We start from the raw sequence: 26855 nt of genomic DNA, 5'->3' as shown, positions 1-26855 counted from the left end.
TAATATGAATTGCAAAAGGCACCTGACAAAACAGGTGCCTATTTGGATTAACGGCCTTCGCGGCGAAGTGCGCTTGACGTAAATTCGTTATCGTTAAATGATTGTGAGAAGTCATACATCTTCTCTTGGTTATCTAAACCAATTGCCAAATAACGACGTGAATTAAGATCATGGTAAACTTCTAAGGTACTCCAGTGAGTTGGTACTTCATAGTAGTTTAGGCCATGGGCCATTGCCACACGATACATTTGGTCACGATTATCATATATATCTGCTACGTGAACTTGCCAGCTGTCTTCATCAATATAGAACACACGTTTTTTATAAATGTGACGTGTACCCTCTTTTAAGTTAGCTTCGACAACCCAAACACGGTGCTTCTCATAGCGAACATATTCAGGGTTAATATGACCTGCTTGCAAGATATCATCGTATTCAAGCTTATCGCTGTGCAGTTTGTAGCTGTTATATGGAATATAAAGCTCCTGCTTACCTTTTAACGTCCAGTTATAACGGTTTGGTGAACCATTAAACATATCAAAATCATCGGTAGTACGTAAACTATCTGCTGCAGTACCTGGTGCATCATATGCCACGTTTGGCGCACGACGAACACGACGCTGACCAGAGTTATAAGTCCACGCTTGACGAGGTGTTAAAATTTGGTCCATGGTTTCATGAACAAGTAATGCAGTACCAGCAAGACGCGCAGGTTCTGTTACTTTTTGCTTAAACTTGAATAGGATGTTTGATTCTTGAAGTTTTTCAGGTGTCGCTTTTGGATCTGAATACTCAACTAATAGTTGCTCATCAAAGCCAACATAATTATATGAACCTGATGCTGTTGGTGCAGCTTGTCCACCAAAACGTTCAATTGATAAACCTCTAAAACGTAATAGATGATTCCAGATAGCCTCTAAGCCGTCCTTAGGAATAGGAAACGGAACACCAACCGCCGTGTTTTTAATACCATTACCACCTTCAACCAACTCAGCTGTCGTTGCATATTTTTTAGTTGCATCATAAACAAACTGAGGATAAGAAGCGCTACGGCGAGTTTGATAAATATTCATTTTGAACGTATCAGGGTATGTTTTGAATAGTTCAATTTGACCAGGGCTTAGGTATTCTTTGTATTTATCTACGTTTGACTTATCAATGGTAAATAAAACTTTATCTTCAGCGTATGGGTCTGGGTGGTGCATTCCCGCTTTATAACTAGCAAGAGGAGTTGTAATTCCGCCAGTCCAAGCTGGAATAGAACCATCTTTATTTGCCGCTTTCTCTGCACCGATTGGTGTTAAATCATTACCTAAACGTGCTGCTTCATCAGCGGTAATTTTTGCAAGTACACTTGAGCTTGCGAAAACACTGCAAAAAGCTGCAGCAATGAGGGTAGGTTTTCTAATAATCATAATTTACCCTTAAATTGAATATTTGATATTGAAAGAAACATAATCGCGGTCAGAGAATGTATTCGTCGCGCCACCACCCCAGAATGAGTTGTAGCTAAAGTCGAACGACCACGCATTTTGATAGTTGAAGTTCATAGTTACACCGAGTGATTTACGGTCTTCAACAAATAAGAACATTGGGTCTGGTGTAATACCATTCACGTCATGTGAAAATACAAAACGAGGTGAAAAGTTCACACCGTTAAAGATATTGAAATAATCACCCTTTGCGATTAAACGGTAGCCCCATGCTGATGCAGTTGGGAAAGGGTTTGTCTCTGGGCCATTAGAAAGACCTAAGTGCAATGTAGAATAATCGTCAGCCAATGGACCTTGGATAACGCCACTACGCCCTGTACCTGCCACGTTTAAACGAAGCTCATCATATTCCGGCATATTATTAATTCGTACACCACCAATTTCACCGACCACAGCCCAGCTATCAGCACCTAAAGATGGACCAAATAAATGAGTCGCCGTGAATTGCAATTGCGCAGTATTACGTAAAATAAAGCCTTGTGCTAATTCGCCAGGGCCTACAACGCTTGTCGCATCACCTGGACTCATTTGTGAGATACCAGCAAAATCAGGGCGGATACCTGCAACAGCTAATTGCTCAGGCATACCGGCATAAAGTAATTCTACGTCATCAATTTGCAAAGGCTCATCTTGACGGAAGGCAAACTCACCCGCAAATGCGGTTTCGCCTAACGAAGTATTAAAGCTTAAACCGTAAAGCTTAATATCTTCAGGGTATTCTAATTGACCCTTAGTAAATGCTTGTAAGCCTGTTACATTATCTTCAGTAATTTCAGTGCTAAGTAACATACCAATATCAGACGCGATTGCTGCGCTTGTAAAATTAGAAACTTGACCTGATATTACCGGACGACGGCTATGATAGTTGATGTGATATAACGCAACTTCAGTATCATTTAGCTCAGGTAAAAACATACCTAAACGTAAACCATATTGACCACCATCATCAGGCTCACTCTTACCTGCGTTGCCCTTACCTTTTAACGCCACTTTAGTTGGGTAAGCTAAGTACAGCTGTGCCATCATCGCTTGGCCTTGCGCTGATGTAGGATCGATTCCTTGCGAGCGCACAATGTCATCCAAACTATTTAAGCTTTCTGTTAAGAATGCTAAATCAATGTCAGGGTTTGAGGTGAAACCAAGTTGGATATTTTGTTGGTAACCATTCTCTGATGCAAAATCATTGGTTGAGAAGTAAGTACCCGCAGCAGGAAGACGTGTCTCGTGCCACTCGTACTGATAAAACCCTTCTAAAGTAAGATTATCGGTAATACCGAGTGATGCCCAAAGCATACCCACAGGGATAAACGCTTCTTTAAGCTCAGCACCTGGTGCTTTAAGGCGGTCAATATCAACCGGGTTGACATTAATACCATGAGAGATCAGTGTACTTTCACCCCAGTTTACGACTTGTTGACCTAAACGGATAGATAGCGGGTTACGCCCTTCATTTAAATCGAAGTTAGCCCAAACGTAGGCATCTAAAAGTCGTAGGTCAGCACACACTTGTTCTTTAGTATCGTCATCATCACATGGATCAACTTTTTGCCCAGAAGTTGGATTGTTGTAGGCGAAATCACCATCCATCAAAGCAAAATCATAGAAATACATGAAGCGCGTGAAGAAGCCATAGTTATCTTTGCTAATTGATAACTCATGGTTGCCTTTTAATAGCTTTGAAAACGAATCGCCACTATCGAAGTTTAAGTTACCAGCATCACCATTATTTGAATATGCACCTGGTTGGTTCCAAACATCTGCAGACGAGTAGATAGGATTTAAAGCTGAGTGATAACCGGTCCAATCAAATGACGGGTTATTACTTTTACCTATATGTTGAAAGTCGCGATCTTCAACACGAATGCTCTGTCCATAAGAAAAACTAGAGTCAAAACGGACGTCAAAATCCCCTAACTCAAAAGTTGCCGCGTGCAAAGCAGTGCTTGAAAGCCCAAGGGTTGCTGCCGCAAGCCCCAAAGCTATTTTGTTTTTAACAAAAAGCGAGCGTTTTATCATTGTGTTCATCCCCCTGTAACGGGTTGTTTTGTGATCAAATTGTTGTTTTTAGTATCTTTCTAACGATAGAAGCGAAATAGTAAAAATACAATATAGAACGCGTTCAATCGGTTAATATTTATTTAATTATGTGACGTTTACGTATTGGTAAGACGTCATACCAGATAATTTATACACGTAAATTAACAATAGAACAAACCGAATTAACAAAAATATAATAAATTTAGTTAATTGGGGACAGCAAAGTACGGTTAATTTTAGAACAAAACACCGTACTTTAAAGAAAAGTTATAAATTAGATTTCATGCTTTCAGCTGACTTTCTCAAGTTTAAGGAATCTGTTTTGCTCAGTGAGTATCAGCCTAAAGCGCCCTCTTATTCCTATCGAAGAAATAAAAGGACGCAAATGTTCAGCATCAAAACGAACTGTTTTACCACCATCTTCCGTCACTTGGACTGATTTATATTTACCATGATAATAATCTAAACATTTAGAGTAACTCAGGTAGAGCGAAAAATAGTATTCGTTCATTAACTAGCAAGTGCCTTCTCTACTTTTTCATATAAGTCGTCACTTAAACCATCCAATGACGCTAGCCGAGTAAGTTGTGCCTTCATCGCCGTTGAACGATTGTCGTCATAGCGACGCCATGACATGAAAGGAGTCAACATTCTTGACGCATTCTGCGGATTAATTTCATTAAGCTTAACCAATAGATCACCCAATAACTGATAGCCCTTGCCATCTGCACGATGAAATTGCGTAATATTAAAATGACTAAAACTACCCACTAATGCTCGAACACGGTTAGGGTTGCCAAAATCAAAGCTTGGATGCTCATATAAGCCTTTAATTTTATCGATACAGGCATCAGTATCATTCATCGCCTGTAAGGCAAACCACTTATCCATTACCAGTACATCATGACGCCACTTGGCATCAAATTCACTCAATAAACGCTCGCCAAGAGAATGATTTGCTTTCACCACAGCACCGAGTGACGCAAGCACATTTGTCATATTCGCGCTATTTGCAGCTTCAATGATTAGCTCATTGATAGCTGGATCAGGTGTTTTAGCTAAGTAATGCAAACAAACTTGTTTCAATGCTCGCACCGCAACAGCGTCTGCAGAGGTTGACCCATCATCTTCAAGTGATTGATAACAAATCTTAAAAGACTCTGAAAGACTCGATGCAATTTGTTTTTCAAAGGCATTTAATACATTAATAATGTTATCAACCGGAATAACTTTGTATTCAGCAGCCAAGGTATCGTAGCTTGGTAATTTAAGTAATTCAGCAATCAAGGCTAAATCACCTTCACGCTTAGTAATAAGCGTATCGAATGTATTAATAACCGACGGCGATAACTCGTTATTACCCGACGAGATCGCTGTTTTAATTTCATTGGTCAAAAGACGTTGTTGCGCATCCCAGCGAGAGAAGTCACTACGAGCAAACCGCATTATATGCAGTAAATCCTCAGCCGAGCTTGATTGATTGACAATACAAGGGGCAGAGAAATCTTCCAATAGAACAGCTACAGGTTGTTCAGCTACTCCTTCAAAAACAAATTGTTGCTTCTGTTTAGTCACATTCAATACTGAATCATGGGCTTGATCATTAACTACCAGCGGTAATGACTCCCCCGCCGGATTCAATAATTCAATAGCAAATGGAATATGCAACAGCTCATTCTCAGGTTGATTGTCTGGTGCGAATTGCTCAATGGTTAGAGTAAACGTTTGTTTTTCGCTATTGTACTGTTGCTCAACATTCAGTTTTGGAGTGCCAGCTTGGCTGTACCAACGTTTAAATTGGCTTAAATCAATGTCTGACGCATCACTCATTGCAGCGACAAAGTCATCACAGGTCACAGCTTGTCCGTCATGACGCTCGAAATAAAGTGACATGCCTTGCTGGAACTTCTCTTCGCCCAATAGGGTGTGCATCATGCGAATTACTTCAGCGCCTTTGTCATAAACGGTGACAGTGTAGAAATTATTCATTTCAATCACTTTTTCAGGACGAATTGGGTGCGCCATAGGCCCTGCATCTTCGCTGAACTGGTGAGTACGCATAACCTTAACCGCGTCAATTCGGTTAAGTGCTCGTGAGCCTAAATCACTACTAAATTCTTGGTCACGAAAGACCGTTAAGCCTTCTTTTAATGATAGCTGGAACCAATCTCGACACGTTACACGATTACCGGTCCAGTTATGAAAATACTCATGACCAACGATAGACTCAATGGTATGGTAATCTTTATCTGTTGCCGTCTCTTGGTTGGCTAGTACGCATTTGCTATTAAAGATATTTAAACCTTTATTTTCCATCGCACCCATATTAAAAAAGTCGACAGCAACAATCATGTAAATATCTAGGTCATACTCAAGATTAAAACGCTCTTCATCCCACTGCATTGACTTTTTAAGTGAAGACATTGCATGCGGGGTTTTAGCTAAATTTCCTTTATCGACAAATAATGCCAGCTCTACGTTACGACCAGACTTAGTTGTGTAGTGGTCACGTAATACATCAAAGTCCCCTGCTACTAACGCGAACAAGTAACTTGGTTTTTTGAATGGGTCTTGCCATTTTACAAAATGACGGCCGTCATCCAATGTGCCAGCGTCAATCTGATTGCCATTTGATAATAAATGAGTGTATTTCTGGTCAGCGATAATTGTGACATCGAAGCTTGCTAAAATATCAGGGCGATCCATGTAATACGTGATTTTTCTGAATCCTTGTGCTTCACATTGCGTGCAATACGCACCGCCGGATAAATACAACCCTTCAAGTGATGTATTTGTTTGTGGATCAATATGATTTTCTATTTCAAGCGTAAAGTTGTCAGGTAAATGATGGATAATCAGCTTTTCATCTTCAAGTGTATAATCATCGTATTTTTCGTTATTTACAGATAATGAAATAAGCACCAAATCCACACCATCTAATATTAGATCGGCCTCGGTATTATCCGTACGACTCATCGTCATTGTCGATTGCACTGTGGTTTTTAATGGTGCTAATTCGAAGCGTAAATCGATATGGTGAATTGAAAATTGTGGGGCTTGGTAATCTTTTAGATATTGAGCTTGAGGTTTATTCGTTACAGACATAAAAGGCTCCAAATGGCCCTACTAATGTAGGGCCTTACGTTATTATTCAACAGTGCTAGGTTTTGCATGTTTTGGGGTAATGCGTAAAATCTTAATTCCCAAATAAGCATAAATGACCGCTAGTAACGGATTAATTAAATTAAAGAAAGCATACAGAGCATAATCAAATGGATTGATTAATAAAACACTTTGCATATACGCACCACAAGTATTCCAAGGGATCAATGGACTAGTTATCGTTCCGCCATCTTCTAATGTGCGTGATAAGTTAACCGGCTTTAAGCCACGTTTTTCATACTCTTCTTTAAACATACGGCCAGGCACAACAATGGCAATGTATTGATCAGCCGCTACCGCATTTGTACCAATACACGTAGCAATCGTTGCGGTAATAAGCGAACCAGTACTCTTCGCAATTTTTAAAATGCTCTTTACGAACATATCTAGTAAGCCCGTTTTTTCCATAATGGCACCAAACATAAGCGCAGTCATAATTAACCACGTAGTCGTTAACATGCCAGCCATACCACCACCACTGAGCAATGAATCCATTTTTTCATCACCAGTATCGATACTAAAGCCATCGAAAAAAGTGGTCCATACTAATTTAAAGTAGCCAATAATTTGCCCTTGTGATGCATCAATTTGGCTGCTAATTAAATCTGACTGAAATAGCATGGCCCAAACAGCACCAAGCACAGCACCGATTGATATAGCAGGGAAAGCTGGCATTTTTCGAATAGCTAAAAATAATAGCACCACCAAGGGCACTAACATTTCAAAACCTATGTTGAAGTTTTGTTCCAGCAAGTTGACTATTTCTTCGATACGCCCCGCCTCAGCTGAGCCACCGGCATTGAAGCCCATAAAGATAAAAATAATTAAAGCGATAATAAAGCTTGGCACCGTTGTCCAAAGCATATGGTGAATATGGTCGAATAAATCGGCACCGGCTACTGCAGGTGCTAAGTTTGTGGTTTCTGAAAGCGGGCTTAACTTATCACCAAAATAGGCACCTGAGATAACCGCACCCGCCGTGACAACTTGTTCAAGACCAAGACCAGTTGCAACACCTAATAACGCCACACCAATGGTCGCAGCAGTGGTCCATGAACTACCAATACTCATCGCGACAATGCCACAAATTAAACAACTGGCAGCATAAAACCAACTTGGATTAATGATCTGAAGACCATAATAAATAAGGGTGGGTACAGTACCAGATAATAACCAAGTACCAATTAAGGCACCAACCATAAGCAAGATAATGATTGCACCAAGGGACAAAGTGATCCCTTCGATCATGGCTTGTTCAAGTTTTTTCCATGTATAGCCATTTTTTAAACCAATTAACGCCGCTGTAAAAGTAGCAAACAATAACGCAATTTGGTTAGGACCTGATGACGAATTATCACCAAACAAATAAACAGCAGCACCTAAAAGGCACACAAGCACAGTAATTGGGATCAAAGCATCTAAAAAACTAGCCTGCTTGATCGGCTTTTCTTCAATAGAATTCAAAAGATAGTCTCCTACACGTCTTATGTGGCGTGTTTAATTATTATTGTAAGCTTGACGCAAAACTTCAGTGGCTTTTTTGACAGCCAGATTGGCCAATTATAACAAGCTGACCTGTTTTAGGTAGCAAAAAAGGCGCCTAAGCGCCTTTTTATTAATCATAAGTAAGTATTTATTTTTTCGCGATACGGCCGTACTTGATGTAATCTTGCGTGATTAATGCCGCTTCTTCCAAAAATGGGTCAAGATCATCTAAGATGTCAGGTAAATCGTCTAAGTTTTCTACCGGCTTTTCACCTAGACGAACTAAACGTTCATTAGCACGCTCAAGTGCTCGTTCTTCACCTTCATCTTTCTCTTTAATACGCGCGGCTTCAACAAGTGAAATTGTTTTACGATCTTTCTCTTGTTGGTAACGCTTAATGTCATCAAATACGTAACCAAACTCTGGCTCGCTTGCAATACGTGTATCATGTAACTTATTCACATACGCAATTGCAGGCTCTAGGTTATCAACAGAGTTGTATTTAGCACGAATGATACTATCCCACGGTAACGCGTTGTCTTGCTGGCTTTCGCCCCAATCAGCTGGGTCGATTGCCGATGGGAATGATACATCGGGTATCACACCTTTATGCTGAGTACTACCACCATTAATACGATAGAATTTAGCAATTGTGTACTGTACGCTACCTAATGGGTGATCATATAAGTCATAAGCACGACCAAGTGGTTTGTGCTGTTGTACTGTACCTTTACCAAAGGTTTGCTCACCAATGACAATTGCACGACCGTAGTCTTGCATTGCAGCTGCGAATATTTCAGATGCTGAAGCGCTGTAACGGTCAACTAAAACGGTTAATGGACCATCATAGAAAGTGACACCATCGCGGTCTTTTTGCTCTTCAATTCGATTATTTAAAGTGTGGATTTGTACCACAGGTCCTTGATCAATAAATAAACCTGACAACTGAGTTGCTTCGTATAAAGAACCACCACCGTTTTGACGCAAATCGATGATAATACCATCAACCTTAGCTTCTTTTAACTTAGCTATTTCAACTTTTACGTCTTGCGATAAGTTATTGTAGAAACCTGGTATTTCAATCACACCAATTTTACTGGTTAAGTCTGAATATTTAGCTTCAAATACTTCTGATTTAGCTGCGCGGTCTTCAAGGCGAATTTTATCACGCGTAATCTCAACAACTTTAGGTGTACCGTGGGCGTCTGCACCTTTTAAATATTGCAAACGAACTTTAGTCCCTTTAGGGCCTTTGATTAAGTCAACCACGTCATCAAGACGCCAACCAATCACATCAACAAACTCTTCGCCATCTTGAGCTACACCAATAATTCGGTCATCGGCTTTGATTTGTTCTGATTTATCCGCAGGGCCTCCTGGCACTAAACTACGAATAACCGTGTAATCTTCATCATAGCTAAGAACGGCACCTATACCTTCCAGTTCAAGGTCCATATCCATCTTAAACTGTTCAGCACGACGTGGAGATAAGTAAGAAGTATGTGCTTCGATGCTACGTGCAAATGAATTCATCACGATTTGGAAAGCATCTTCACTATTTGTTTGCACTAAGCGTTTTTGCGCATTGTGGTAACGCTTGGTAAGAACGTCTTTAATTCCTTGCCAATCTTTACCCGTCATTTTTAAACGTAACGCATCATATTTAACGCGTTGACGCCAAAGTTCATCAAGTTCAGCTTGGCTTGTAGCCCAATTAGCATCTTCACGGTCAAACACGTACTCATCTTCTTTATCAAACTTCATTTCCTTTTCTAGAAGCGATAAAGAATAGTCGTAACGTTCAAAACGACGTTTGAGGCTCAGGTTAAAAATATCAAATGCAAAACCAAGTTTGCCTGTCGACAATGCATTATCAAACTGATCTTTATATTGCTCAAAAGAAGCAATATCTGAGGCTAAAAAGACACTCTTATTATAGTCAAGAGACTCAATATAACGTTCGAAAACTTTTTCAGATAAGCTATCGTTAAAACGTATTGGTTTATAGTGTGCACGAGTAAATAAGTTTGTCACCCGTTTGCTTGCTGTACTATGCTGACTTTCTTGCTTGAGTACTGGCAAATCATCTTCAGTTAAATTATCTGCAGCGGCCAATAATGAGCCTGAAAACAGGGCAGCGACTAACGGAATGAGCGTAAACTTTTTACTCATACACAACTCCTTTCTTTTTACAGCTATTAAATGATATACAGGCTGTCTGCTTTGGTCTTAACTTGCATCCCTGTTACTAACTCAACATGAACTTCATCTTTGTTCACTTCTGTTATAACAGCATTTACAAGGGCTTGGCCAAGTTTAACTTTCACTTTGCTATTAACCTTGACCTCAGAGGCAGGTAAAGGTTCAACTTTTCCTGAACGTTTAGCAGGTGCAGCTTTTGCAGGCTTATTACCTACTCTAGCGCCTTTATCAGCAGATTTGGCATTTTGAGCAGCGTTCTTTTTGTAAGATTTTGTGTCTGAATCTTTACGAGGGCGTTGCTGCTTTTTACGCTTAGCCATTTTGGCGCGGCTTTCTTCAAGTGCTTTTTGGGCGTGCTCAATGTGTTCTTGTTCCACTTTTTCATCTTGATTACCATCAAGATCGATACGAAACTCAGACTTAGTCACTGCCTCTAAATAGCGCCAATTTGAGGTATACTTTCTAAGTGCTTGACGAACCTGAGTTTTACTTACTTTCTCAGAACCTTCAATGCGCTCAGCGATATCTTTAAAGATACCGACTTTAAGCGGCTGAATGCCGTCTTTTTGTTTAAAACATTGCGGAAATTCTTGGTATAAGAAATCCAGTACTTCATTAATATCTTTTAGCTTGTTTGTGGTTTCCATGTTAGAACCTTTTATTACATCTTTTCATCAAGTGATGAATCGACATAGTGTGTTACCCAGTCGGTCAACTCTTCGAATTCGGCCTCTAAAAGTGCAAGCTCCCCTCGAAGGTGTTCCCAAATACCATTTATAATTTCATCAATCGATTCGCAGTCGAGGTCGTCAGGGAGACGATCCCAAGCAATATGAATCAACTCATTGAGCCTTTCGGCTACAACTTCTTCTTCTCCTTCCCAATCACCAACATCTTGAATGGAAAAAAGGTAATCTTGCACGTTTAGCAGATCTTTCATTACAGGTTTGCCTCAAAGCATTTTACAAGTGCTTCTAGGCCTGTGCGGTCTTCTATATCGAAACGCCCAACACTTGGACTATCAATATCAAGTACAGCAAAAACTTTACCATCTTTGAAAATGGGCACCACAATTTCAGAGTTAGATGCAGCATCACAAGCTATATGACCGGCAAATGCATGAACATCTTCCACTAATTGTGTTTCTTGTGTCTTAGCAGCCGTACCACATACCCCTTTGCCTACAGGAATACGAATACAGGCTGGATTGCCTTGAAACGGACCAAGTACTAACTCATCTGGCGAATCCATTAAATAGAAACCCGCCCAGTTTATATCCTCTAACGAGGTAAATAAAAGCGCACTAATATTTGCCATATTCGCTATAACATTTGACTCACCATTAATTAGCGATTCAGTTTGTTTAACTAACGACTGGTAAAATTTTTGCTTCGACATACCAAACTACTTCTTATTAAACATACAGTAGCTAAAGGTACTCTTTGTGGGCAATAAATGAAACCTTTTAAAGGCAAAAAAAAACATTTTGCCCTCAATTTCAGTCAGCTTGATTAAATATTCTGCTATTGATGGGGAGTTTGAACTGCTAAGCCCTGTCTTAATCCAAATAAGAATAAACCTGCAGCTAATGCAGACATAAGAGCATTCACAATAAATGCCGTGCCAGCGGTGGCACTAAGCAAGTAACTAAAAATAGCACCTCCCAATAAACCCAGAGTTAAAACACCTGAATAGTTCACTTTCGCGTACTTATACATAAGTAAGTAACCGGGTACGACAAAGGCCGCCATTGTTAAGCCAACAATGTGGGCATTGGAGATGGCGCTCACTAAAAGGTTCAGGAAAATACTCAAGCCATTTCCTTCTAAGGTAAACGCATAATACAGGCCTAAGATACAACCAATGATCACAGGCGATAATAAAGATAGTCCTACACTCTTTGCTATACGATGTTTCATTAAATTTCCTACTTTAACAAAGATAATACGAGAAGTAATAAGCATGGACTAACTAGAGAAAATCCGAAATATCGACAATAGTCGTACTAAAGATGAGAAAGGATTAGACACAAAAAAGCCGCTGAAATATTCAGCGGCTTTAATGATGGTGGAGAGATAGGGATTTGAACCCTAGAGGGGCTACAAACCCCTGCCGGTTTTCAAGACCGGTGCATTCGACCACTCTGCCATCTCTCCGAATGCGAAATAGCTACTCGCTAATGCAAGTAACTTAGTAATAATGGTGGAGAGATAGGGATTTGAACCCTAGAGGGGCTACAAACCCCTGCCGGTTTTCAAGACCGGTGCATTCGACCACTCTGCCATCTCTCCGACGGCGTGCATAATAGATAAGCCAATGCGCTTTGTGAAGCTTTTTTTCAAAAAAAATGCTTAAGTGATTAAAAAACAATTAATTTGCTCAGCATTAGTACAGCAACGTTTAGATTATGCACAACATTGAACTTTTCAATTATTTATCGTGTCTATTGAACTACAAAGGTTTGCCCAAATATATAACTCTTGGTAGTCTTAGTTTTAGTTTAATAATTGGAACTAACGAACTAAATAGTTCATTTAAAGGAGCTCTACAATGGCGTTTAATCACTCGTACAATACCGCTAAACCGGTTATGTCGACCATTGAAACTAACAAAGTACTTAAAAATACTTATTTCTTACTGGCCATGACATTAGCATTCAGTGCAGTGACAGCCGGTATTTCAATGGCGATGAATTTACCTTACTTCATGGGTCTGGTATTCAGCCTTATTGCATTTGGTGTACTTTTTGTAGTCAACAAAAAAGCTGACTCAGCCTCTGGTGTCGCTTGGGTATTCGTATTTACAGGGCTTATGGGCGCAGGCCTTGGTCCTATTTTAAATTACTATGCTGCAATGCCAAACGGCCCATTACTTATTATGCAGGCTCTTGGTTCAACCGCGTTGATTTTCTTTGGTCTATCAGCCTATGCACTGACGACTAAAAAAGACTTCTCATTCATGGGTGGCTTTTTAACAGTTGGTCTAATCGTTGTTATCATTGCCAGTTTAGTAAACCTATTCATCGGTAGCTCTGTTACCTTTATGGTTATCAATGCTGCTGTGGTATTAATTATGTCTGGCTTAATCCTCTTTGACACAAGCCGCATTATTAACGGTGGCGAGACTAACTACATTCGCGCAACTGTTGCCCTTTACTTAAATGTATATAACTTATTTACATCACTTCTACACCTACTTGGCGCAAGTGATGACTAAATAGATATTTATCTGATAAAATAGCCCCTTTCTAGGGGCTTTTTTATTGGATGCGTTTTGGCACAATTTGTACTATCTCTTCATACCGCACCGACTGATCATGATACAACACAGCGCTTAATTAAGTTTGCTGAAGCTTGTATTGCAGGCGGCCACACCATTTCAGCTATTTTCTTATATCAAGCAGGGATTTTCCATGCGAGCAATCATTTAGAGCTTGCCAGCGATGAACTACCTGTAAAGCAACTTTGGCAAGAGTTATCGGCAAAAGAAATTCCTCTATTGTTATGCGTTACAGCAGCCGAAAAACGCGGTTTAGACACACAAGACACGGGTGTTTTTACCGTTGCGGGGCTTGCTGAGTTTGCAATGCTAGCCAGTGAAGCAGATAAATGGGTGCAATTTAAATGAAAAATGTTTTAGTTATAAGTCAACATGCTCCATTTGACGACCAACACATTCGGGAATCGCTCGACATGGCACTTATCTTCGCCGCTATTGATCAGAATATCAGTTGGCTATTGAGTGCGGATGCTGTGCTGGCACTTAAAAAAAACCAACAACCTGAACTGTTAGGTATTAAAAATTATTTTAAAATGATAAAAACGCTTGAATTATATGATGTTGAAAACATATATGTGTGCGAGAAGTCGCTTATGGATTTTAATTTAACTAAGGAAAATCTCATTATTGACGTTAAAGTTGCTAACTTTGAACAGCAGCGTGCTCTAATAGCTCAACAGCATCAAGTGGTGACTCTATGAGTACCTTACATATTTTTTCAAAACCTTTATCGCATTACTGCATTAATACACTTGAGAATTTGATTGATAGCAACCACGCTGTACTTTTGGTTGGTGATGCTTGTTATAACATCAACCAATTTAAACAATTTTCTGCTACCCTGCACTTATTGGAAGAAGATGCCATTGCACGCGCCATCTCACTAAACGAAAGTGATATTCACATTAGCTATGCTGAATTTGTAGGACTCACATTATCAGCTCAAAACACGATTACTTGGTAAATCATGCTTGAATTTAATAACAAACAAATAGAAACGGATAAACAAGGTTATTTGCTTGATACAAATGATTGGAGCGAAGAACTTGCGCCTATTATTGCCGAGCAAGAAAACATTACTTTAAGTGAACAGCACTGGGAAGTGGTGCATTTTGTGCGTGATTTTTATCTGGAATACAACACCAGCCCCGCTATTCGTATGCTGGTAAAAGCAATGGCTCAAAAGCTAGGTGAAGAAAAAGGTAACAGTATGTATTTATACAAACTGTTTCCAAAAGGCCCTGCAAAGCAAGCAACTAAAATTGCAGGTTTACCTAAACCGGCTAGGTGCATTTAATGGTAAATAAACCAAAAAATAAACCGCGTCGCAGCAGTGGCCGAACATACTCGAGACCTACACAAAAACGAGAAGTAAAAAAAGCAATTAGCCCAGAGCAACGCAAAGTGGTGCTGTTTAACAAACCATTTGATGTACTTTGCCAATTTACTGATGACCAAAACCGCAAAACACTTGCCGACTTTATTAATATTAAAGACGTGTATGCAGCAGGACGCCTAGACAGAGACAGCGAAGGACTCTTACTTCTTACTAACTGCGGTAAGTTACAACACACACTTACTGAACCCAATAAAAAAACAGCTAAAACATATTGGGTGCAAGTAGAAGGTGATGTGAGTGATGAGGCACTCTTTGCCCTTAACAAAGGCGTAGAACTTAAAGATGGCATGACCAAGCCCGCCAAGGTCAAACGTATTGACGAGCCGTCAATTTGGCCGCGTACACCACCCGTTCGCGAGCGCAAAAATATTCCAACCAGTTGGTTAGAAATCTCTATCACTGAAGGACGTAATCGCCAAGTTCGCCGGATGACTGCGCATGTTGGCTTCCCCACTTTGCGATTAATTCGTTACAGCATAGGTAAATATACCCTTGATAATTTAGATACGGGCCAGTTTAAAGTAGTGAACAACCCTGATGCATAAACCAAATGTCACTGTTGCGGCTATCGTGACTTACCAAGACAAATTTTTACTTGTTAAAGAACGTGATAAATACACCGGCCAAATTTGTTATAACCAACCTGCTGGTCATTTAGAGGCTAATGAAACCCTAGCTGAAGCTGCTCGTCGTGAACTTATTGAAGAAACGGGCATTAAGGTTAATGCCAGCCACCTTGTTGGCATTTATAATTTACATGCCGCTAATGGCGTTCACTATATGCGTTTTAGCTTTGCTTTTATTTGCCCAGAGCTATTTGTACCCTCCCCCCAAGATGATGACATCATCAGCGCAGATTGGTTTAGCATTGAACAAATTAAAAGCCTACCGCTTAGAAGCCCGCTTGTTTTAAAATGCATAGAAGATCATTTAGCTGGCAACGCCTACCCACTGAGTTTGATTTACCAATAACGGCTGTGATTTTGGCTGGTTTGGGCGTCTAAAAGCATGCTATAATGCCGGCCTTTCCATAGCAGTTAAAAAATGACAGCGAATATTATGAGCGAAAATAGTCACATTAAAGTCATCGTGGGTATGTCCGGCGGTGTGGATTCTTCTGTATCAGCATATTTATTAAAGCAACAAGGCTATCAAGTTGAAGGCCTGTTCATGAAAAACTGGGAAGAAGACGATAATGATGAATATTGCGCTGCGGCTGAAGACCTTAAAGACGCACAAGCTGTGTGCGACAAGCTTGATATTGAGCTTCACACTGTAAATTTTGCAGCCGAATACTGGGATAATGTATTTGAGTACTTTTTAGCAGAGTATAAAGCAGGCCGTACGCCAAACCCAGACATCATGTGTAATAAAGAAATCAAATTCAAAGCTTTCTTAGAATTTGCAGCAGAGGCTTTGGGTGCTGATTACATTGCCACAGGTCACTATGTACGCCGCGAAAAACGTGACGATAAATATGTCATGTGTCGTGGTCTTGATGACAACAAAGATCAAAGTTATTTCTTATACACGTTAAGCCATGAACATATTGCGCAAACACTGTTCCCTGTTGGCGATATTGCCAAACCTGAAGTTCGCCGCATAGCTGAAGAACAAGATTTAATTACGCACGATAAAAAAGACAGTACCGGTATTTGTTTTATCGGTGAGCGTAAGTTTAAAGACTTCTTACAAAAATTCTTACCAGCACAGCCAGGTAAAATTGAAGATACCGATGGCAATGAAGTGGGTGATCACGAAGGCTTGATGTACCACACCCTTGGTCAACGTAAAGGTCTATTAATTGGCGGCATGAAAGAAGGTTCGGGTGAACCTTGGTACGTGGTTGATAAAGACGTTGATCGTAACGTATTAGTGGTTGGTCAAGGTAAAGACCACCCTCGCCTATACAGCAATGGCTTAAATGCAAATCAACTTCACTGGGTCGACCGCGAAGGCCCTAAAGGCACCACACGCTGTACTGTTAAAACCCGTTATCGCCAAGAAGACATCAACTGTACTTTACTCGTTGGTGAAGATGGTATGGCACGCGTATTATTTGATGAGCCACAAAAAGCAGTTACACCAGGTCAATCAGCCGTATTTTACGCTGACGAGGTCTGTTTAGGTGGTGGTATCATTGATTCGGTGATCAAATAATGACAGAACACCAAGTCATGGCTTTAGCCGCCATGTGCCAAGTTGCCAAACAAGTACAAAAAGTTGCGCAATATGGCCAAGGCAGTGATCACGAATTAGAAAAATTACTAAACTGTATTGTTGAGACATCACCTAATAGCCCTGAAGATGTATATCAGGGTAAACATAATTTACGTGACGGTTACCGTGTTTTAATCGCCCAGCTTTCAGCTGGCTCTGACAAAGACGTTGAAATCGTAAAATATGTGGGTGGCTTAATGCAGTTAGAGCGCGCATTAAGTTCAAAACAAAACAGTTTAAATGAATTAGGTCGTCGCATTGATGATGTTAAGCGTCGCCTCGACCATTTTGCTATCACAGATGATACTGTGGTCGCAGCGCTTGCCGATATTTACTCATCGGTGCTAAGCCCCCTTGGGCATCGTATTCAAGTGTACGGCAAGCCAGAGTTATTAAAGCAGCAACTCACGCAAAACAAAATCCGCGCTTTACTTTTAGCCGGAATTCGTAGTGCCGTGTTATGGCGACAAATGGGCGGTAAACGCCGTCACTTTTTCTTTTCGAAGAGAAAAATTCTCGCTATTGCTAAACAGTATATTTAATTATCGTTCAAACTAAACAATTTAGGAGTCATTATGGAGCTTTCAGCGTTAACCGCTATCTCTCCGGTAGATGGTCGCTACGGCAGCAAGACCACGGAACTACGCAGCATTTTCAGCGAATTTGGTTTAATCAAATACCGTGTAACTGTTGAAGTTCGTTGGTTACAAGCTTTATCTGCAGCTAGCGCAATCAAAGAAGTACCGGCATTTAGCGACGAGGCTAATGCTTTACTTAATGCCATTGTTGATAACTTTAGTGAAGCTGATGCAGCACGCGTTAAAGAGATCGAGCGCACAACGAACCATGACGTAAAAGCGATTGAATACCTACTTAAAGAAAAAGTAGCAGACAACGCAGAGCTTAACGCAGTAAACGAATTCATTCACTTTGCATGTACTTCAGAAGATATCAATAACCTGTCTCACGGTTTAATGCTGACAGAAGCGCGTGACAAAGTATTACTTCCATACTGTGACCAACTTCTAAATGCACTAAAAGAAAAAGCGGTTGAATACAAGTCAGTTGCAATGATGACTCGCACACATGGTCAGCCAGCTACTCCTTCTACAATGGGTAAAGAGTTTGCAAACGTCTACATGCGCTTAAAGCGTCAACGTGACCAAATTGCTAATGTAGAAATGTTAGGTAAAATCAACGGTGCTGTAGGTAACTACAACGCTCACCTTAGCGCGTACCCAGATTACGATTGGCACAGCCACGCTGAGCAATTCGTAACAAGCCTAGGTTTAACATTTAACCCGTTCACAACACAAATCGAGCCACACGATTACATTGCAGAGTTATTCGATGCAGTTGCACGTTTTAATACTGTATTACTTGATTTTGACCGTGACGTTTGGGGCTATATTGCACTTAACCACTTCAAACAAAAAACAATCGCAGGTGAGATTGGTTCATCAACCATGCCTCACAAAGTAAACCCGATTGATTTTGAAAACTCTGAAGGTAACTTAGGTATTGCTAACGCTATCTTTACTCATCTTGCGCAAAAACTACCGGTATCTCGCTGGCAGCGTGACTTAACTGACTCAACAGTGTTACGTAACCTAGGTGTGGGTATGGGCTACACACTTATCGCTTACCAAGCGACATTAAAAGGTGTGAGCAAGCTTGAAGTAAACGAAGCGCGTTTACTAGAAGAGCTAGATCAAAACTGGGAATTACTCGCAGAGCCTATCCAAACGGTAATGCGTAAATATGGTATCGAAAAGCCATATGAAAAACTTAAAGATCTTACTCGTGGTAAACGCGTAAACCAAGAAATCATGGCTGATTTCATCGATGGTCTTGAGTTACCTGAAGAAGCAAAAGTAGAAATGAAAAAATTAACACCGGCTAATTACATTGGTCGTGCTGTTGAGTTCATCGACAACTTAGCTTAAATTCAAATTAAGAGTTAAAAAAGCGAAAGGCCTTCCTTTCGCTTTTTTTATATCAATTCGCTTAGGTCATGTTATGTATCAATTAACCATCAATTCATTAACCCAAGAGCAATTTTTAGCTGAGTATTGGCAAAAAAAACCATTACTTATTAAGCAAGGCTTCAAAGATTTTGCTGATCCTATAGAGCCCGAAGAATTGGCCGGTCTAGCCATGGAAGAAAGCATTGAATCACGTATTGTGACCAATCACTCAGATGATTGGCAAGCATATCATGGCCCATTCGAAGACTTTAGCTTGCTAACTGAAAAGCACTCAACATTACTCGTGCAAGCAGTTGACCACTGGCATAACGATGCTGCGCAGCTACTGGAACCATTTCGCTTTATTCCAAATTGGCGTATCGATGACTTGATGATCAGCTACTCAACCCCAGGTGGTGGTGTAGGCCCACATTTAGATCAATACGATGTGTTTATTATACAGGGTGAAGGTAAACGCCACTGGCGAGTTGGTATGCCTGATGCGAATTTAAAACAATTTGCGCAAAATAAAAGTCTGTTGCAAGTTGAGCAATTTCCTGCGGTTATCGATTGCGTGTTAGAGCCCGGTGATATTCTGTATATCCCGCCGGGTTGCCCACATGAAGGCTATGCAGTTGATAATGCACTTAATTACTCTGTTGGTTTTAGAGCACCTAATCAGCGTGATTTATTATCACAATTTGCTGATCACTTGATTGACACTGAACTTGGCAATCAACGATACGGTGATGCAGAGCTTAAATTACGCTCATCAAAAGGTGAACTTGACCAAACTGAAGCTGAAAAAGTAAAGCAATTAATGATTGCTGCGATTAATGATGACGCAGTATTTAAGACCTGGCTTGGCAACAGTATGAGCCAGCCAAAGCATGAAATGGATTTAGCACCATTAGAGGAGCCTTATACATTAGATGATGTACTTACGCTTCTAAGTGATGACGACGTTATTTTTGAGCGTTTAGGCGGCACTCGTGCAATTTACCAAATAATTGATGAACAAGTTCTATTAAGCATCAATGGTGTTAACTATATGCATGATATAGAAGAACTTGAACTTATCAAAAAGCTTACCGATCACACTTGCCTGACAGCTACTGACATAAATAGTTCAAAAAATAATCACATTTTCTTGAAAACCTTTACTACACTTTTAAATGAGGGTATTTGGTTTTGTTAGGAGCGTGTGTTTATGGGCTATCATATCGATGAAGTTGAATGGAGTATCGACAAGGAACTCTTACAACAAATCAGGGAACGTGTGTTTGTATATGAATTACACATTCCGAAACACATAGAGTTTGATCATCTTGATCAAACAGCACACCACGTATTGGTTACAAAAGATGGTAAATGCCCTGTTGCTACAGGGCGTTTATGTAACGATGGTCTCATAGGCCGTATTGCTGTCTTGCCTGAGCATCGTAATCGTTCTGTCTATAAATCACTATTAACTTACTTAGTTAAAATGGCTGAAAAACAAGGGTGCGACTGTGTCAGTATCAATTGCATTTTGAACGAAGTAGACAGGTTTAAACAAAATGGTTTTGCTGCAGATGGCTTAGTGTTCATGGAAGCTGGTATTCCAAGACAGCGAATGCTTTGCCCTATCAAACAATTTGATACGCGGCCATTCACCTTGGTGCATTAACGATACAAAATAAAAAGCTGAATAATTATATTCAGCTTTTTACAGTAAACTCAGTTTATGCTGGCTCATTTTGCCACATATCATCTTTTTCAAATAATTCATACAAACCGTGTGCACGATTTATCAACAGGTTTGCAAAATCAACTTTTGTTTTATCAACTGCGCCTGATTGCATAAGTTGGTCTGCTTTAAGCTGCCATTGCATCGAAAAAAAGCGTAAAGCTTCACGTGCATCTTTCGCTGCGCTCGCTTCGGCGTGATCCGTTGGTAAACGACCCGTCACCACCCAGTAGCTTTTACCATTTTGAGCTTTGAATTTCCAAACAGCAACTAGTGGCGCAATAAAGCGGCTTTCTTTTTCAATGACTGTTTGCGGGATCACACCTTTTTCAGCTAAATGCTTTTGCGCGTTCTGGAAACATTCTCGTTGCCACATAATACTTTGCTTGTGTGCTTGTGCTTGCTCTTCTTCTGTCAGTGGCTTAGCTTGTTTTTGTTCCATATTGGTTACTCTTTTACTACATTTAGGACACTTTAAGGCTTAATATACTGGGGTGCAAGTGTTTGCGAGCATTTAAGCTTGATTCACACTTTTAGTTACCTAACACCTTTGCAGGGTCAATTCTCGTTGCCTGCCATGCTGGATAAAGTGTTGCTAGTATAGCCAAAATAAAAGTAACAAAAACTGTAACAACAATATCTTGCCAAACTAACTTACTCGGTAGAAACTCAACAAAATAAACACCTTGTAACGGGTTATCATCTGCTAGGTTGCTTAACCAAGTAAACAGCTCACTTATATTAAGGGCCACCATAACACCAATAACAGTACCTAACAGCACTCCAATTAAGGCTTGAGTAAAGCCTTGCATAACAAAAGTGGCCAAAATTGTACTATCTTGTGCCCCCATGGTTTTCAAGATAGCAATGTTTGCCTGTTTCTCGCGTACTTCCATCACCAAAGATGAAACAATATTAAAGCTGGCAACAGCAATAATTAGAAACACCACGATATAAACAATCGTGCGGACCATTTGAATATCCTGATACAAACTGCCTTGGGTTCTAAACCAACTAGACACATACACATAGTCGGGGATAACTTGCCCGACCCGCATCGCCGTTTGATGTGCTGCAAAAACATCATCCACTTTTAACCTGAGCCCCGTTACTTGGTTTTTAGTAAAACCCAGCACAGCTTGTGCTTTATCTAATCTTATATAAGCAGCTGTTTCATCAATAGGCCCGTCCATGTTAACAATACCCACGAGCTTTAAACTCACCCGCTTTGGTGAGAGTAACTTACTCGTTTGTTGATTTATTTGTGGGATCAATAACGTGACGGGGTCGCCAATTTCTAGACCAAGCTTATTGACGATTTGTTGACCTAAGATGACATCTTCTTGCTGTAGTTGGCTTACTAAACGGCCATGAGTAAACTGATTAAGCGCAGAAACTTGGTTCTCTAAATCGGCTTCAACGCCGCGTACCTCAACCGCTTTCAGTTCATTTTTAAACTGTGCCATACCACTTACACTAATAAAAGGCGCTGCGCCAGCAACGCCATTTTGTTCATGTAGTAATTTGACCTTATTTTGCCAATCATTGATCGGTTTATTAGGAGCAACATATTCAACTTGTGGCACAACAGACAACAATCTGTGCACTAATTGCTGCTCAAAGCCATTAATAACCGATAGCGCAACAATAAGCACAGCAACACCTAATAGAATACCTATAGTCGAAGCCTTTGCTATGAAACTTACAAAACCATTTTGGCCATCCTTTCGACCACTGTGTGCGCGAAAACGTTTTGAAATAAAGGCACTAAGCAACATAATGAGACTCTTTAATTGCAAGCTTACCATCATCTAAATAAGCAATTTTTCCGAGTTTATCTGCAAGCTCTAAATCATGAGTTACCACGACAAAGCTTGTTTTGAGACTGCTATTTAACTCTTTAATTAAGTCGTAAATCTTAATTGCATTTTGTTTGTCTAAGTTACCCGTTGGTTCATCAGCAAGTACCAAAGCAGGCTCAGTAACTAAGGCTCTTGCAATGGCAACACGTTGACGCTCACCGCCTGATAACGCTGAAGGTTTATGTTCACTGCGGTGAGAAAGGCCTACTTTATCAAGCATAATTAATGCTTTTTTGTTCGCTTCAACTGCACTTAAGCCTTTTATAAGCAATGGCATAGCAACATTTTCAATCGCAGTGAATTCCATTAGCAAATGATGGAATTGGTAAATAAAGCCAAGATTTTCGTTGCGAAAGTTAGCTTGTTGTTTACGGTTTAGCTTTCCAACTTGCTTTCCTTTAATTTCGACTGTGCCGTTTGTTGCATTATCGAGGGTTCCTAAAATGTGCAATAAAGTACTTTTACCAGAGCCAGAGCTGCCAACAATGGCCAACATTTCACCCTGTTTAAGCGCCAGCTCAACCCCTTTTAATACCTCGACTTGGTTATCGCCATCTTGATAAACTTTGTTCAGCTGCTGACAATTGATGACTAAATCACTCATAACGTAATACCTCTGCTGGATTCACTTTTGCAGCTTTTCGGGCAGGATACAAAGTGGCTAAAAAGCTCATCGCAATACTCCCTGCGGCAATTAGGCTCAAACTCATAACATCAAATTTAACGGGTAAGCTTACACCGGCTAATAAATTGATGCCTAACATATTCAATAACTCATTGATATTGCTACTTAACAACACCCCAAGTAAAGCACCGATACTGGTACCGATAAAACCGTTATACAAGCCTTGTATCATAAATACATGTTGTACTTGCTTGGGCGTTAAACCGAGTGTTTGTAAAATTGCGACTTCACTTTGCTTTTCGCTCACCATCATGGTCAACGCTGAGACAATATTAAATACGGCAACTAAAACAATCAGTCCCAATAGCATTGACATGATTCTTTTTTCCATTGCAACAGCGGCAAAAAGGGTTCCTTGCGTGTCTCGCCAATCTGAATACTTAAACCCAGCTAACATCTGACCGTGTGATTGTAAAACATCCTCAACAGCAAAAGGCTCATACAAGGATACACTTAAATTAGGTGCTGCTGATGATGCTATTTTTAAAACTCGTTGTAATGAGTAACCACTGGTGAAGGCTAAAGAGGTATCTATTTCAGATTGCGTTTCGTATAAAGCTGCGACCGTAAATAAGCGTTGACTTGGCACCCTGCCCAAGGGGGTATACGCGCTTGCATTTGGCATAATAACTCGTACTTTATCACCAATGGAGATACCCAGCTTGCGACTTAAATAACGACTTATAGCAATATGGTACTGTTTATCCATCACCAATGACCAATCACCCACGACAATTTTATCTTTAATCTGATAAAGTGAGTTTCCATCATCATAAAGCCCTTGTAACAACACACCATGTAAGTCTTTATTTGTTTGTAAAATGGCTTCACCATGACGGTATAGGTTGACTTGTTTTACATCTTGAGAGTTTGTTAGCTGAGTTTTAAGGGTCGCCATTGCCTCTTTTGAATGCGAATCCCCTTCGACTTCAATATGAGGAATTAGCCCTAGCATATTGGTTTTTAGATTATTCTCGAAACCATTCATTACCGAGCTAACGGTAAAAAGAGCCATCAGGCCAATAGCGATGCCTGCAATAGAAAAAAATGAAATAAATGAGATAAAGGCATTACCCTTTGAAGAGCGACTATATCTCAGCCCTATAAAAAGGCTAACAGGTTGAAACATAATAATTTATGGGTAATCCATGGGCTAAATATGCGCTCATGTTAGCATATATTTAGCCATGATGGGATGCGAGAAATTGTAAAAAATAATTATAAATCCGATACTTGAACACTCTCAACAAGATGATCAAGTAATGCTTTTACATTCGTTGCAATAAACTGTCTTGGTGGATACACCCCCCATACACCTTCAGGTGCAGGCGCAACATTCGATAACACAGCAACGAGGTTCCCCGTATTTAAGTGCTCATTTACATAATAGTCTGGCAGTTGCACAATACCTAACCCTTTAATTGCAGCATCGACCAATGCCCAACCACTGTTACATTGTAAGCGCCCTGCTACTTTTATGTGTTTATCTTGGTTTTGTTCTTTTACCCGCCAATAGCTGTTATTACCAATTAAACAATGATGATGATGTAACTCACTCACACTGTGTGGTTGCCCATAGTTGTTTATATATTCAGGGCTACAGCAAATAACTAGCCTGCGCTGATTAATGCGCCTTGCTTTTAGTGATGAATCTTTTAAATGACCAAGCCGAATAGCGAGATCATACCCCTCTTCGAGTAGATTCACTTGCTCATTACTTAAATGGCTGATCACTTCAATATCAGGGTGCTTTTGCATAAACGAATGCACCGCAGGCATAATATAGCTTTCTCCATACATTACAGGAGCAGTGAGCTTTATAGTGCCTTTAGGTGTCAATTGCTGCTCAGCAAGCAGTGCCGTTGCATCATCCATTGCATGCTGAAGCTGTTTTGTTTGGTGAGCAAATATTTCACCTTCTTTGGTTAACACAACTTTGCGGGTCGTTCTCGTCAACAGCTGTGTATTTAAACGCTCCTCTAATTGACTTACATACCGACTCACGTGTGCTACCGACATACCGAGCATTTTACTTGCCCTAGTAAAACTACCCGTTTCTGCTACCGCTAAAAACTCATCGATTCCATGCCAACGATTCATTATTACCATATTGTAAAAGTGTTTTAATAAAACTGAGATTATCATTCATTGTGAAATAAATAAAATAGACTAGGTTTATTACTTACTTCCAACAACTATAAGGGAACGTTATGACTGATTTTATTAAATCAAAAGCGGCTATCGCTTGGGGTCCAAATCAACCACTATCAATCGAAGAAGTGGATGTAATGATGCCAAAAAAAGGCGAAGTGCTTGTAAAAATTGTTGCTACTGGTGTTTGCCACACAGATGCATTTACTTTATCTGGTGAAGACCCTGAAGGTATTTTCCCAGCAATCCTTGGCCATGAAGGTGGCGGTATTGTTGAAGCTGTGGGTGAAGGTGTGACACATGTAGAAGTAGGCGATCACGTAATTCCTCTTTACACTGCCGAGTGTGGTGAATGTAAGATGTGTAAATCAGGTAAAACCAACCTATGCTCTGCAGTGCGTGAAACACAAGGTAAAGGTTTAATGCCAGACGGCACCACTCGTTTCTATAAAGATGGTCAACCGATTTATCATTATATGGGTTGCTCTACCTTCTCTGAGTACACAGTATTACCTGAGATTTCACTTGCTAAAGTAAGCAAAGAAGCGCCACTTGAAGAGATTTGTTTACTTGGCTGTGGTGTTACCACAGGCATGGGTGCTGTAACGAAAACAGCTAAAGTACAAAAAGGCGACACTGTGGCTATTTTTGGCCTAGGTGGTATTGGTTTATCAGCGATTATTGGTGCGAAAATGGCAGGCGCAAGCCGTATTATTGGTATCGATATCAATACTAGCAAATTTGATTTGGCAACAAAACTGGGGGCAACAGACCTAGTAAACCCGAAAGATTTCGACAAACCAATTCAAGAAGTCATTGTTGAAATGACTGACGGTGGTGTTGATTTCTCATTTGAGTGTATTGGTAACGTTGATGTTATGCGTTCTGCACTTGAATGTTGTCACAAAGGCTGGGGCGAATCAGTCATCATTGGTGTAGCTGGTGCTGGCCAAGAAATCTCAACGCGTCCATTCCAACTTGTAACAGGCCGTGTATGGCGTGGTAGTGCATTTGGGGGCGTTAAAGGCCGTTCTGAGTTACCTGAAATTGTTGAGCGTTATATGAATGGTGAGTTTGCGTTAAACGACTTCATCACTCACACCATGAAACTTGAAGATATCAATGAAGCCTTTGACTTAATGCACGAAGGTAAGAGCATCCGCTCAGTCATTCATTATTAATC

28 protein-coding genes and 2 tRNA genes are annotated in these 26855 nt (G+C 40.3%); 13 read left to right on the top strand and 17 right to left on the bottom strand.

What is annotated here, in order from left to right:
* Nucleotides 1–47: 47 nt before the first annotated feature.
* The 12 genes from PAARA_RS10485 to PAARA_RS10430 all read right to left on the bottom strand — a co-directional run bounded on the left by PAARA_RS10485 (nucleotide 48) and on the right by PAARA_RS10430 (nucleotide 12671).
* Nucleotides 48–1412: a DUF1329 domain-containing protein gene (locus PAARA_RS10485; RefSeq protein WP_062569400.1), complete on the bottom strand. Its 1365-nt coding sequence runs from the start codon at nucleotides 1410–1412 to the stop codon at nucleotides 48–50.
* Nucleotides 1413–1424: 12 nt separating this feature from the next.
* A complete protein-coding gene (locus tag PAARA_RS10480) occupies nucleotides 1425–3509 on the bottom strand; it encodes a DUF1302 domain-containing protein (RefSeq protein ID WP_062568985.1) in 2085 nt (694 codons plus the stop codon).
* 310 nt (nucleotides 3510–3819) lie between these two features.
* Entirely contained in the window at nucleotides 3820–4041 is a 222-nt protein-coding gene (locus PAARA_RS10475) for a DUF2835 domain-containing protein (protein ID WP_062568984.1), read from the bottom strand.
* The gene (gene pepN, locus PAARA_RS10470; protein ID WP_062568983.1) at nucleotides 4041–6635 is read right to left on the bottom strand and encodes an aminopeptidase N; all 2595 of its coding nucleotides are present in this window, start codon (nucleotides 6633–6635) and stop codon (nucleotides 4041–4043) included. Before pepN ends, PAARA_RS10475 begins: the two co-directional genes overlap by 1 nt.
* Nucleotides 6636–6677: 42 nt before the next feature.
* Nucleotides 6678–8156 (bottom strand): Na+/H+ antiporter NhaC, encoded by a 1479-nt coding sequence (gene nhaC, locus PAARA_RS10465; protein ID WP_062568982.1) that lies wholly within the window; start codon nucleotides 8154–8156, stop codon nucleotides 6678–6680.
* Between the two features lie 169 nt (nucleotides 8157–8325).
* Nucleotides 8326–10350: a carboxy terminal-processing peptidase gene (gene prc / locus PAARA_RS10460; protein ID WP_062568981.1), complete on the bottom strand. Its 2025-nt coding sequence runs from the start codon at nucleotides 10348–10350 to the stop codon at nucleotides 8326–8328.
* 26 nt (nucleotides 10351–10376) lie between these two features.
* Nucleotides 10377–11027 (bottom strand): RNA chaperone ProQ, encoded by a 651-nt coding sequence (proQ, locus tag PAARA_RS10455; protein WP_062568980.1) that lies wholly within the window; start codon nucleotides 11025–11027, stop codon nucleotides 10377–10379.
* 14 nt (nucleotides 11028–11041) lie between these two features.
* Nucleotides 11042–11320 carry a hypothetical protein gene (locus tag PAARA_RS10450; RefSeq protein WP_062568979.1) on the bottom strand — a complete coding sequence of 93 codons (279 nt, stop codon included), beginning with the start codon at nucleotides 11318–11320 and terminating at the stop codon, nucleotides 11042–11044.
* Entirely contained in the window at nucleotides 11320–11778 is a 459-nt protein-coding gene (locus PAARA_RS10445) for a GAF domain-containing protein (protein ID WP_062568978.1), read from the bottom strand. Before PAARA_RS10445 ends, PAARA_RS10450 begins: the two co-directional genes overlap by 1 nt.
* 125 nt (nucleotides 11779–11903) lie before the next feature.
* Nucleotides 11904–12299 carry a hypothetical protein gene (locus tag PAARA_RS10440; RefSeq protein WP_062568977.1) on the bottom strand — a complete coding sequence of 132 codons (396 nt, stop codon included), beginning with the start codon at nucleotides 12297–12299 and terminating at the stop codon, nucleotides 11904–11906.
* 146 nt (nucleotides 12300–12445) lie between these two features.
* Nucleotides 12446–12536 (bottom strand) — tRNA-Ser (locus PAARA_RS10435).
* Between the two features lie 44 nt (nucleotides 12537–12580).
* Nucleotides 12581–12671 (bottom strand) — tRNA-Ser (locus PAARA_RS10430).
* Between the two features lie 259 nt (nucleotides 12672–12930).
* On the opposite strand from PAARA_RS10430, the gene PAARA_RS10425 reads away from it, so the two are divergent.
* The 12 genes from PAARA_RS10425 (at nucleotide 12931) to PAARA_RS10370 (ending at nucleotide 20914) form a co-directional block, all read left to right on the top strand.
* A complete protein-coding gene (locus PAARA_RS10425; protein WP_062568976.1) occupies nucleotides 12931–13596 on the top strand; it encodes a Bax inhibitor-1/YccA family protein in 666 nt (221 codons plus the stop codon).
* A gap of 57 nt (nucleotides 13597–13653) precedes the next feature.
* Nucleotides 13654–14007 (top strand): sulfurtransferase complex subunit TusD, encoded by a 354-nt coding sequence (gene tusD / locus PAARA_RS10420; protein ID WP_062568975.1) that lies wholly within the window; start codon nucleotides 13654–13656, stop codon nucleotides 14005–14007.
* A complete protein-coding gene (gene tusC, locus PAARA_RS10415; protein WP_062568974.1) occupies nucleotides 14004–14360 on the top strand; it encodes a sulfurtransferase complex subunit TusC in 357 nt (118 codons plus the stop codon). Before tusD ends, tusC begins: the two co-directional genes overlap by 4 nt.
* Nucleotides 14357–14623 carry a DsrH/TusB family sulfur relay protein gene (locus PAARA_RS10410; RefSeq protein ID WP_062568973.1) on the top strand — a complete coding sequence of 89 codons (267 nt, stop codon included), beginning with the start codon at nucleotides 14357–14359 and terminating at the stop codon, nucleotides 14621–14623. The genes tusC and PAARA_RS10410 overlap by 4 nt, the downstream gene beginning before the upstream one ends.
* A 3-nt stretch (nucleotides 14624–14626) precedes the next feature.
* Entirely contained in the window at nucleotides 14627–14956 is a 330-nt protein-coding gene (gene tusE / locus PAARA_RS10405; RefSeq protein ID WP_062568972.1) for a sulfurtransferase TusE, read from the top strand.
* The gene (locus tag PAARA_RS10400) at nucleotides 14956–15603 is read left to right on the top strand and encodes an rRNA large subunit pseudouridine synthase E (protein WP_062568971.1); all 648 of its coding nucleotides are present in this window, start codon (nucleotides 14956–14958) and stop codon (nucleotides 15601–15603) included. The genes tusE and PAARA_RS10400 overlap by 1 nt, the downstream gene beginning before the upstream one ends.
* Nucleotides 15596–16030: an NUDIX hydrolase gene (locus PAARA_RS10395; RefSeq protein ID WP_062568970.1), complete on the top strand. Its 435-nt coding sequence runs from the start codon at nucleotides 15596–15598 to the stop codon at nucleotides 16028–16030. Before PAARA_RS10400 ends, PAARA_RS10395 begins: the two co-directional genes overlap by 8 nt.
* Nucleotides 16031–16117: 87 nt before the next feature.
* Complete coding sequence (gene mnmA, locus PAARA_RS10390) at nucleotides 16118–17218, top strand: tRNA 2-thiouridine(34) synthase MnmA (protein WP_062569399.1); 1101 nt, start codon at nucleotides 16118–16120, stop codon at nucleotides 17216–17218.
* Nucleotides 17218–17820, top strand: a complete 603-nt coding sequence (gene hflD, locus PAARA_RS10385) for a high frequency lysogenization protein HflD (RefSeq protein WP_062568969.1) — start codon at nucleotides 17218–17220, stop codon at nucleotides 17818–17820. Before mnmA ends, hflD begins: the two co-directional genes overlap by 1 nt.
* A 33-nt stretch (nucleotides 17821–17853) precedes the next feature.
* Nucleotides 17854–19224 (top strand): adenylosuccinate lyase, encoded by a 1371-nt coding sequence (gene purB, locus PAARA_RS10380; protein WP_062568968.1) that lies wholly within the window; start codon nucleotides 17854–17856, stop codon nucleotides 19222–19224.
* Nucleotides 19225–19297: 73 nt separating this feature from the next.
* Nucleotides 19298–20443, top strand: a complete 1146-nt coding sequence (locus PAARA_RS10375) for a cupin domain-containing protein (protein ID WP_062568967.1) — start codon at nucleotides 19298–19300, stop codon at nucleotides 20441–20443.
* Between the two features lie 12 nt (nucleotides 20444–20455).
* Nucleotides 20456–20914, top strand: coding sequence for a GNAT family N-acetyltransferase (locus PAARA_RS10370; protein WP_062568966.1), 459 nt, complete (start codon nucleotides 20456–20458; stop codon nucleotides 20912–20914).
* 55 nt (nucleotides 20915–20969) lie between these two features.
* On the opposite strand, the gene PAARA_RS10365 is transcribed toward PAARA_RS10370, so the two are convergent.
* The 5 genes from PAARA_RS10365 to PAARA_RS10345 form a co-directional block, all read right to left on the bottom strand.
* Nucleotides 20970–21416, bottom strand: coding sequence for a DUF4826 family protein (locus PAARA_RS10365; RefSeq protein ID WP_062568965.1), 447 nt, complete (start codon nucleotides 21414–21416; stop codon nucleotides 20970–20972).
* A gap of 91 nt (nucleotides 21417–21507) precedes the next feature.
* The gene (locus tag PAARA_RS10360; RefSeq protein WP_062568964.1) at nucleotides 21508–22752 is read right to left on the bottom strand and encodes a lipoprotein-releasing ABC transporter permease subunit; all 1245 of its coding nucleotides are present in this window, start codon (nucleotides 22750–22752) and stop codon (nucleotides 21508–21510) included.
* The gene (gene lolD / locus PAARA_RS10355; RefSeq protein WP_062568963.1) at nucleotides 22742–23440 is read right to left on the bottom strand and encodes a lipoprotein-releasing ABC transporter ATP-binding protein LolD; all 699 of its coding nucleotides are present in this window, start codon (nucleotides 23438–23440) and stop codon (nucleotides 22742–22744) included. The genes PAARA_RS10360 and lolD overlap by 11 nt, the downstream gene beginning before the upstream one ends.
* The gene (locus tag PAARA_RS10350; protein ID WP_062568962.1) at nucleotides 23433–24650 is read right to left on the bottom strand and encodes a lipoprotein-releasing ABC transporter permease subunit; all 1218 of its coding nucleotides are present in this window, start codon (nucleotides 24648–24650) and stop codon (nucleotides 23433–23435) included. Before PAARA_RS10350 ends, lolD begins: the two co-directional genes overlap by 8 nt.
* Nucleotides 24651–24739: 89 nt before the next feature.
* Nucleotides 24740–25621, bottom strand: coding sequence for a LysR family transcriptional regulator (locus tag PAARA_RS10345; RefSeq protein WP_083515300.1), 882 nt, complete (start codon nucleotides 25619–25621; stop codon nucleotides 24740–24742).
* Nucleotides 25622–25731: 110 nt separating this feature from the next.
* Between PAARA_RS10345 and PAARA_RS10340 the strand changes: the two genes are divergently transcribed.
* On the top strand, nucleotides 25732–26853 hold the full coding sequence (locus PAARA_RS10340) for an S-(hydroxymethyl)glutathione dehydrogenase/class III alcohol dehydrogenase (protein WP_062568960.1): 1122 nt from the start codon (nucleotides 25732–25734) through the stop codon (nucleotides 26851–26853).
* Nucleotides 26854–26855: the final 2 nt, after the last annotated feature.

It is taken from the genome of Pseudoalteromonas arabiensis, assembly GCF_001550155.1.
Taxonomy (GTDB): domain Bacteria; phylum Pseudomonadota; class Gammaproteobacteria; order Enterobacterales; family Alteromonadaceae; genus Pseudoalteromonas; species Pseudoalteromonas arabiensis.
The sequence above is the reverse complement of the archived record's forward strand: the minus strand, read 5'-3'. Positions and strand labels throughout refer to the sequence as shown.

What these genes read in the sequence shown, in the direction of transcription:
- PAARA_RS10360 (WP_062568964.1), bottom strand. Translation starts at nt 22,752, where the DNA reads ATGTTGCTTAGTGCCTTTATTTCAAAACGTTTTCGCGCACACAGTGGT.
- hflD (WP_062568969.1), top strand. Translation starts at nt 17,218, where the DNA reads ATGACAGAACACCAAGTCATGGCTTTAGCCGCCATGTGCCAAGTTGCC.
- PAARA_RS10350 (WP_062568962.1), bottom strand. Translation starts at nt 24,650, where the DNA reads ATGTTTCAACCTGTTAGCCTTTTTATAGGGCTGAGATATAGTCGCTCT.
- PAARA_RS10445 (WP_062568978.1), bottom strand. Translation starts at nt 11,778, where the DNA reads ATGTCGAAGCAAAAATTTTACCAGTCGTTAGTTAAACAAACTGAATCG.
- PAARA_RS10400 (WP_062568971.1), top strand. Translation starts at nt 14,956, where the DNA reads ATGGTAAATAAACCAAAAAATAAACCGCGTCGCAGCAGTGGCCGAACA.
- PAARA_RS10425 (WP_062568976.1), top strand. Translation starts at nt 12,931, where the DNA reads ATGGCGTTTAATCACTCGTACAATACCGCTAAACCGGTTATGTCGACC.
- PAARA_RS10480 (WP_062568985.1), bottom strand. Translation starts at nt 3,509, where the DNA reads ATGATAAAACGCTCGCTTTTTGTTAAAAACAAAATAGCTTTGGGGCTT.
- PAARA_RS10450 (WP_062568979.1), bottom strand. Translation starts at nt 11,320, where the DNA reads ATGAAAGATCTGCTAAACGTGCAAGATTACCTTTTTTCCATTCAAGAT.
- PAARA_RS10340 (WP_062568960.1), top strand. Translation starts at nt 25,732, where the DNA reads ATGACTGATTTTATTAAATCAAAAGCGGCTATCGCTTGGGGTCCAAAT.
- pepN (WP_062568983.1), bottom strand. Translation starts at nt 6,635, where the DNA reads ATGTCTGTAACGAATAAACCTCAAGCTCAATATCTAAAAGATTACCAA.
- PAARA_RS10345 (WP_083515300.1), bottom strand. Translation starts at nt 25,621, where the DNA reads ATGAATCGTTGGCATGGAATCGATGAGTTTTTAGCGGTAGCAGAAACG.
- tusE (WP_062568972.1), top strand. Translation starts at nt 14,627, where the DNA reads ATGCTTGAATTTAATAACAAACAAATAGAAACGGATAAACAAGGTTAT.
- PAARA_RS10410 (WP_062568973.1), top strand. Translation starts at nt 14,357, where the DNA reads ATGAGTACCTTACATATTTTTTCAAAACCTTTATCGCATTACTGCATT.
- PAARA_RS10475 (WP_062568984.1), bottom strand. Translation starts at nt 4,041, where the DNA reads ATGAACGAATACTATTTTTCGCTCTACCTGAGTTACTCTAAATGTTTA.
- purB (WP_062568968.1), top strand. Translation starts at nt 17,854, where the DNA reads ATGGAGCTTTCAGCGTTAACCGCTATCTCTCCGGTAGATGGTCGCTAC.
- tusC (WP_062568974.1), top strand. Translation starts at nt 14,004, where the DNA reads ATGAAAAATGTTTTAGTTATAAGTCAACATGCTCCATTTGACGACCAA.
- PAARA_RS10365 (WP_062568965.1), bottom strand. Translation starts at nt 21,416, where the DNA reads ATGGAACAAAAACAAGCTAAGCCACTGACAGAAGAAGAGCAAGCACAA.
- lolD (WP_062568963.1), bottom strand. Translation starts at nt 23,440, where the DNA reads ATGAGTGATTTAGTCATCAATTGTCAGCAGCTGAACAAAGTTTATCAA.
- PAARA_RS10440 (WP_062568977.1), bottom strand. Translation starts at nt 12,299, where the DNA reads ATGAAACATCGTATAGCAAAGAGTGTAGGACTATCTTTATTATCGCCT.
- proQ (WP_062568980.1), bottom strand. Translation starts at nt 11,027, where the DNA reads ATGGAAACCACAAACAAGCTAAAAGATATTAATGAAGTACTGGATTTC.
- PAARA_RS10375 (WP_062568967.1), top strand. Translation starts at nt 19,298, where the DNA reads ATGTATCAATTAACCATCAATTCATTAACCCAAGAGCAATTTTTAGCT.
- PAARA_RS10370 (WP_062568966.1), top strand. Translation starts at nt 20,456, where the DNA reads ATGGGCTATCATATCGATGAAGTTGAATGGAGTATCGACAAGGAACTC.
- mnmA (WP_062569399.1), top strand. Translation starts at nt 16,118, where the DNA reads ATGAGCGAAAATAGTCACATTAAAGTCATCGTGGGTATGTCCGGCGGT.
- prc (WP_062568981.1), bottom strand. Translation starts at nt 10,350, where the DNA reads ATGAGTAAAAAGTTTACGCTCATTCCGTTAGTCGCTGCCCTGTTTTCA.
- PAARA_RS10395 (WP_062568970.1), top strand. Translation starts at nt 15,596, where the DNA reads ATGCATAAACCAAATGTCACTGTTGCGGCTATCGTGACTTACCAAGAC.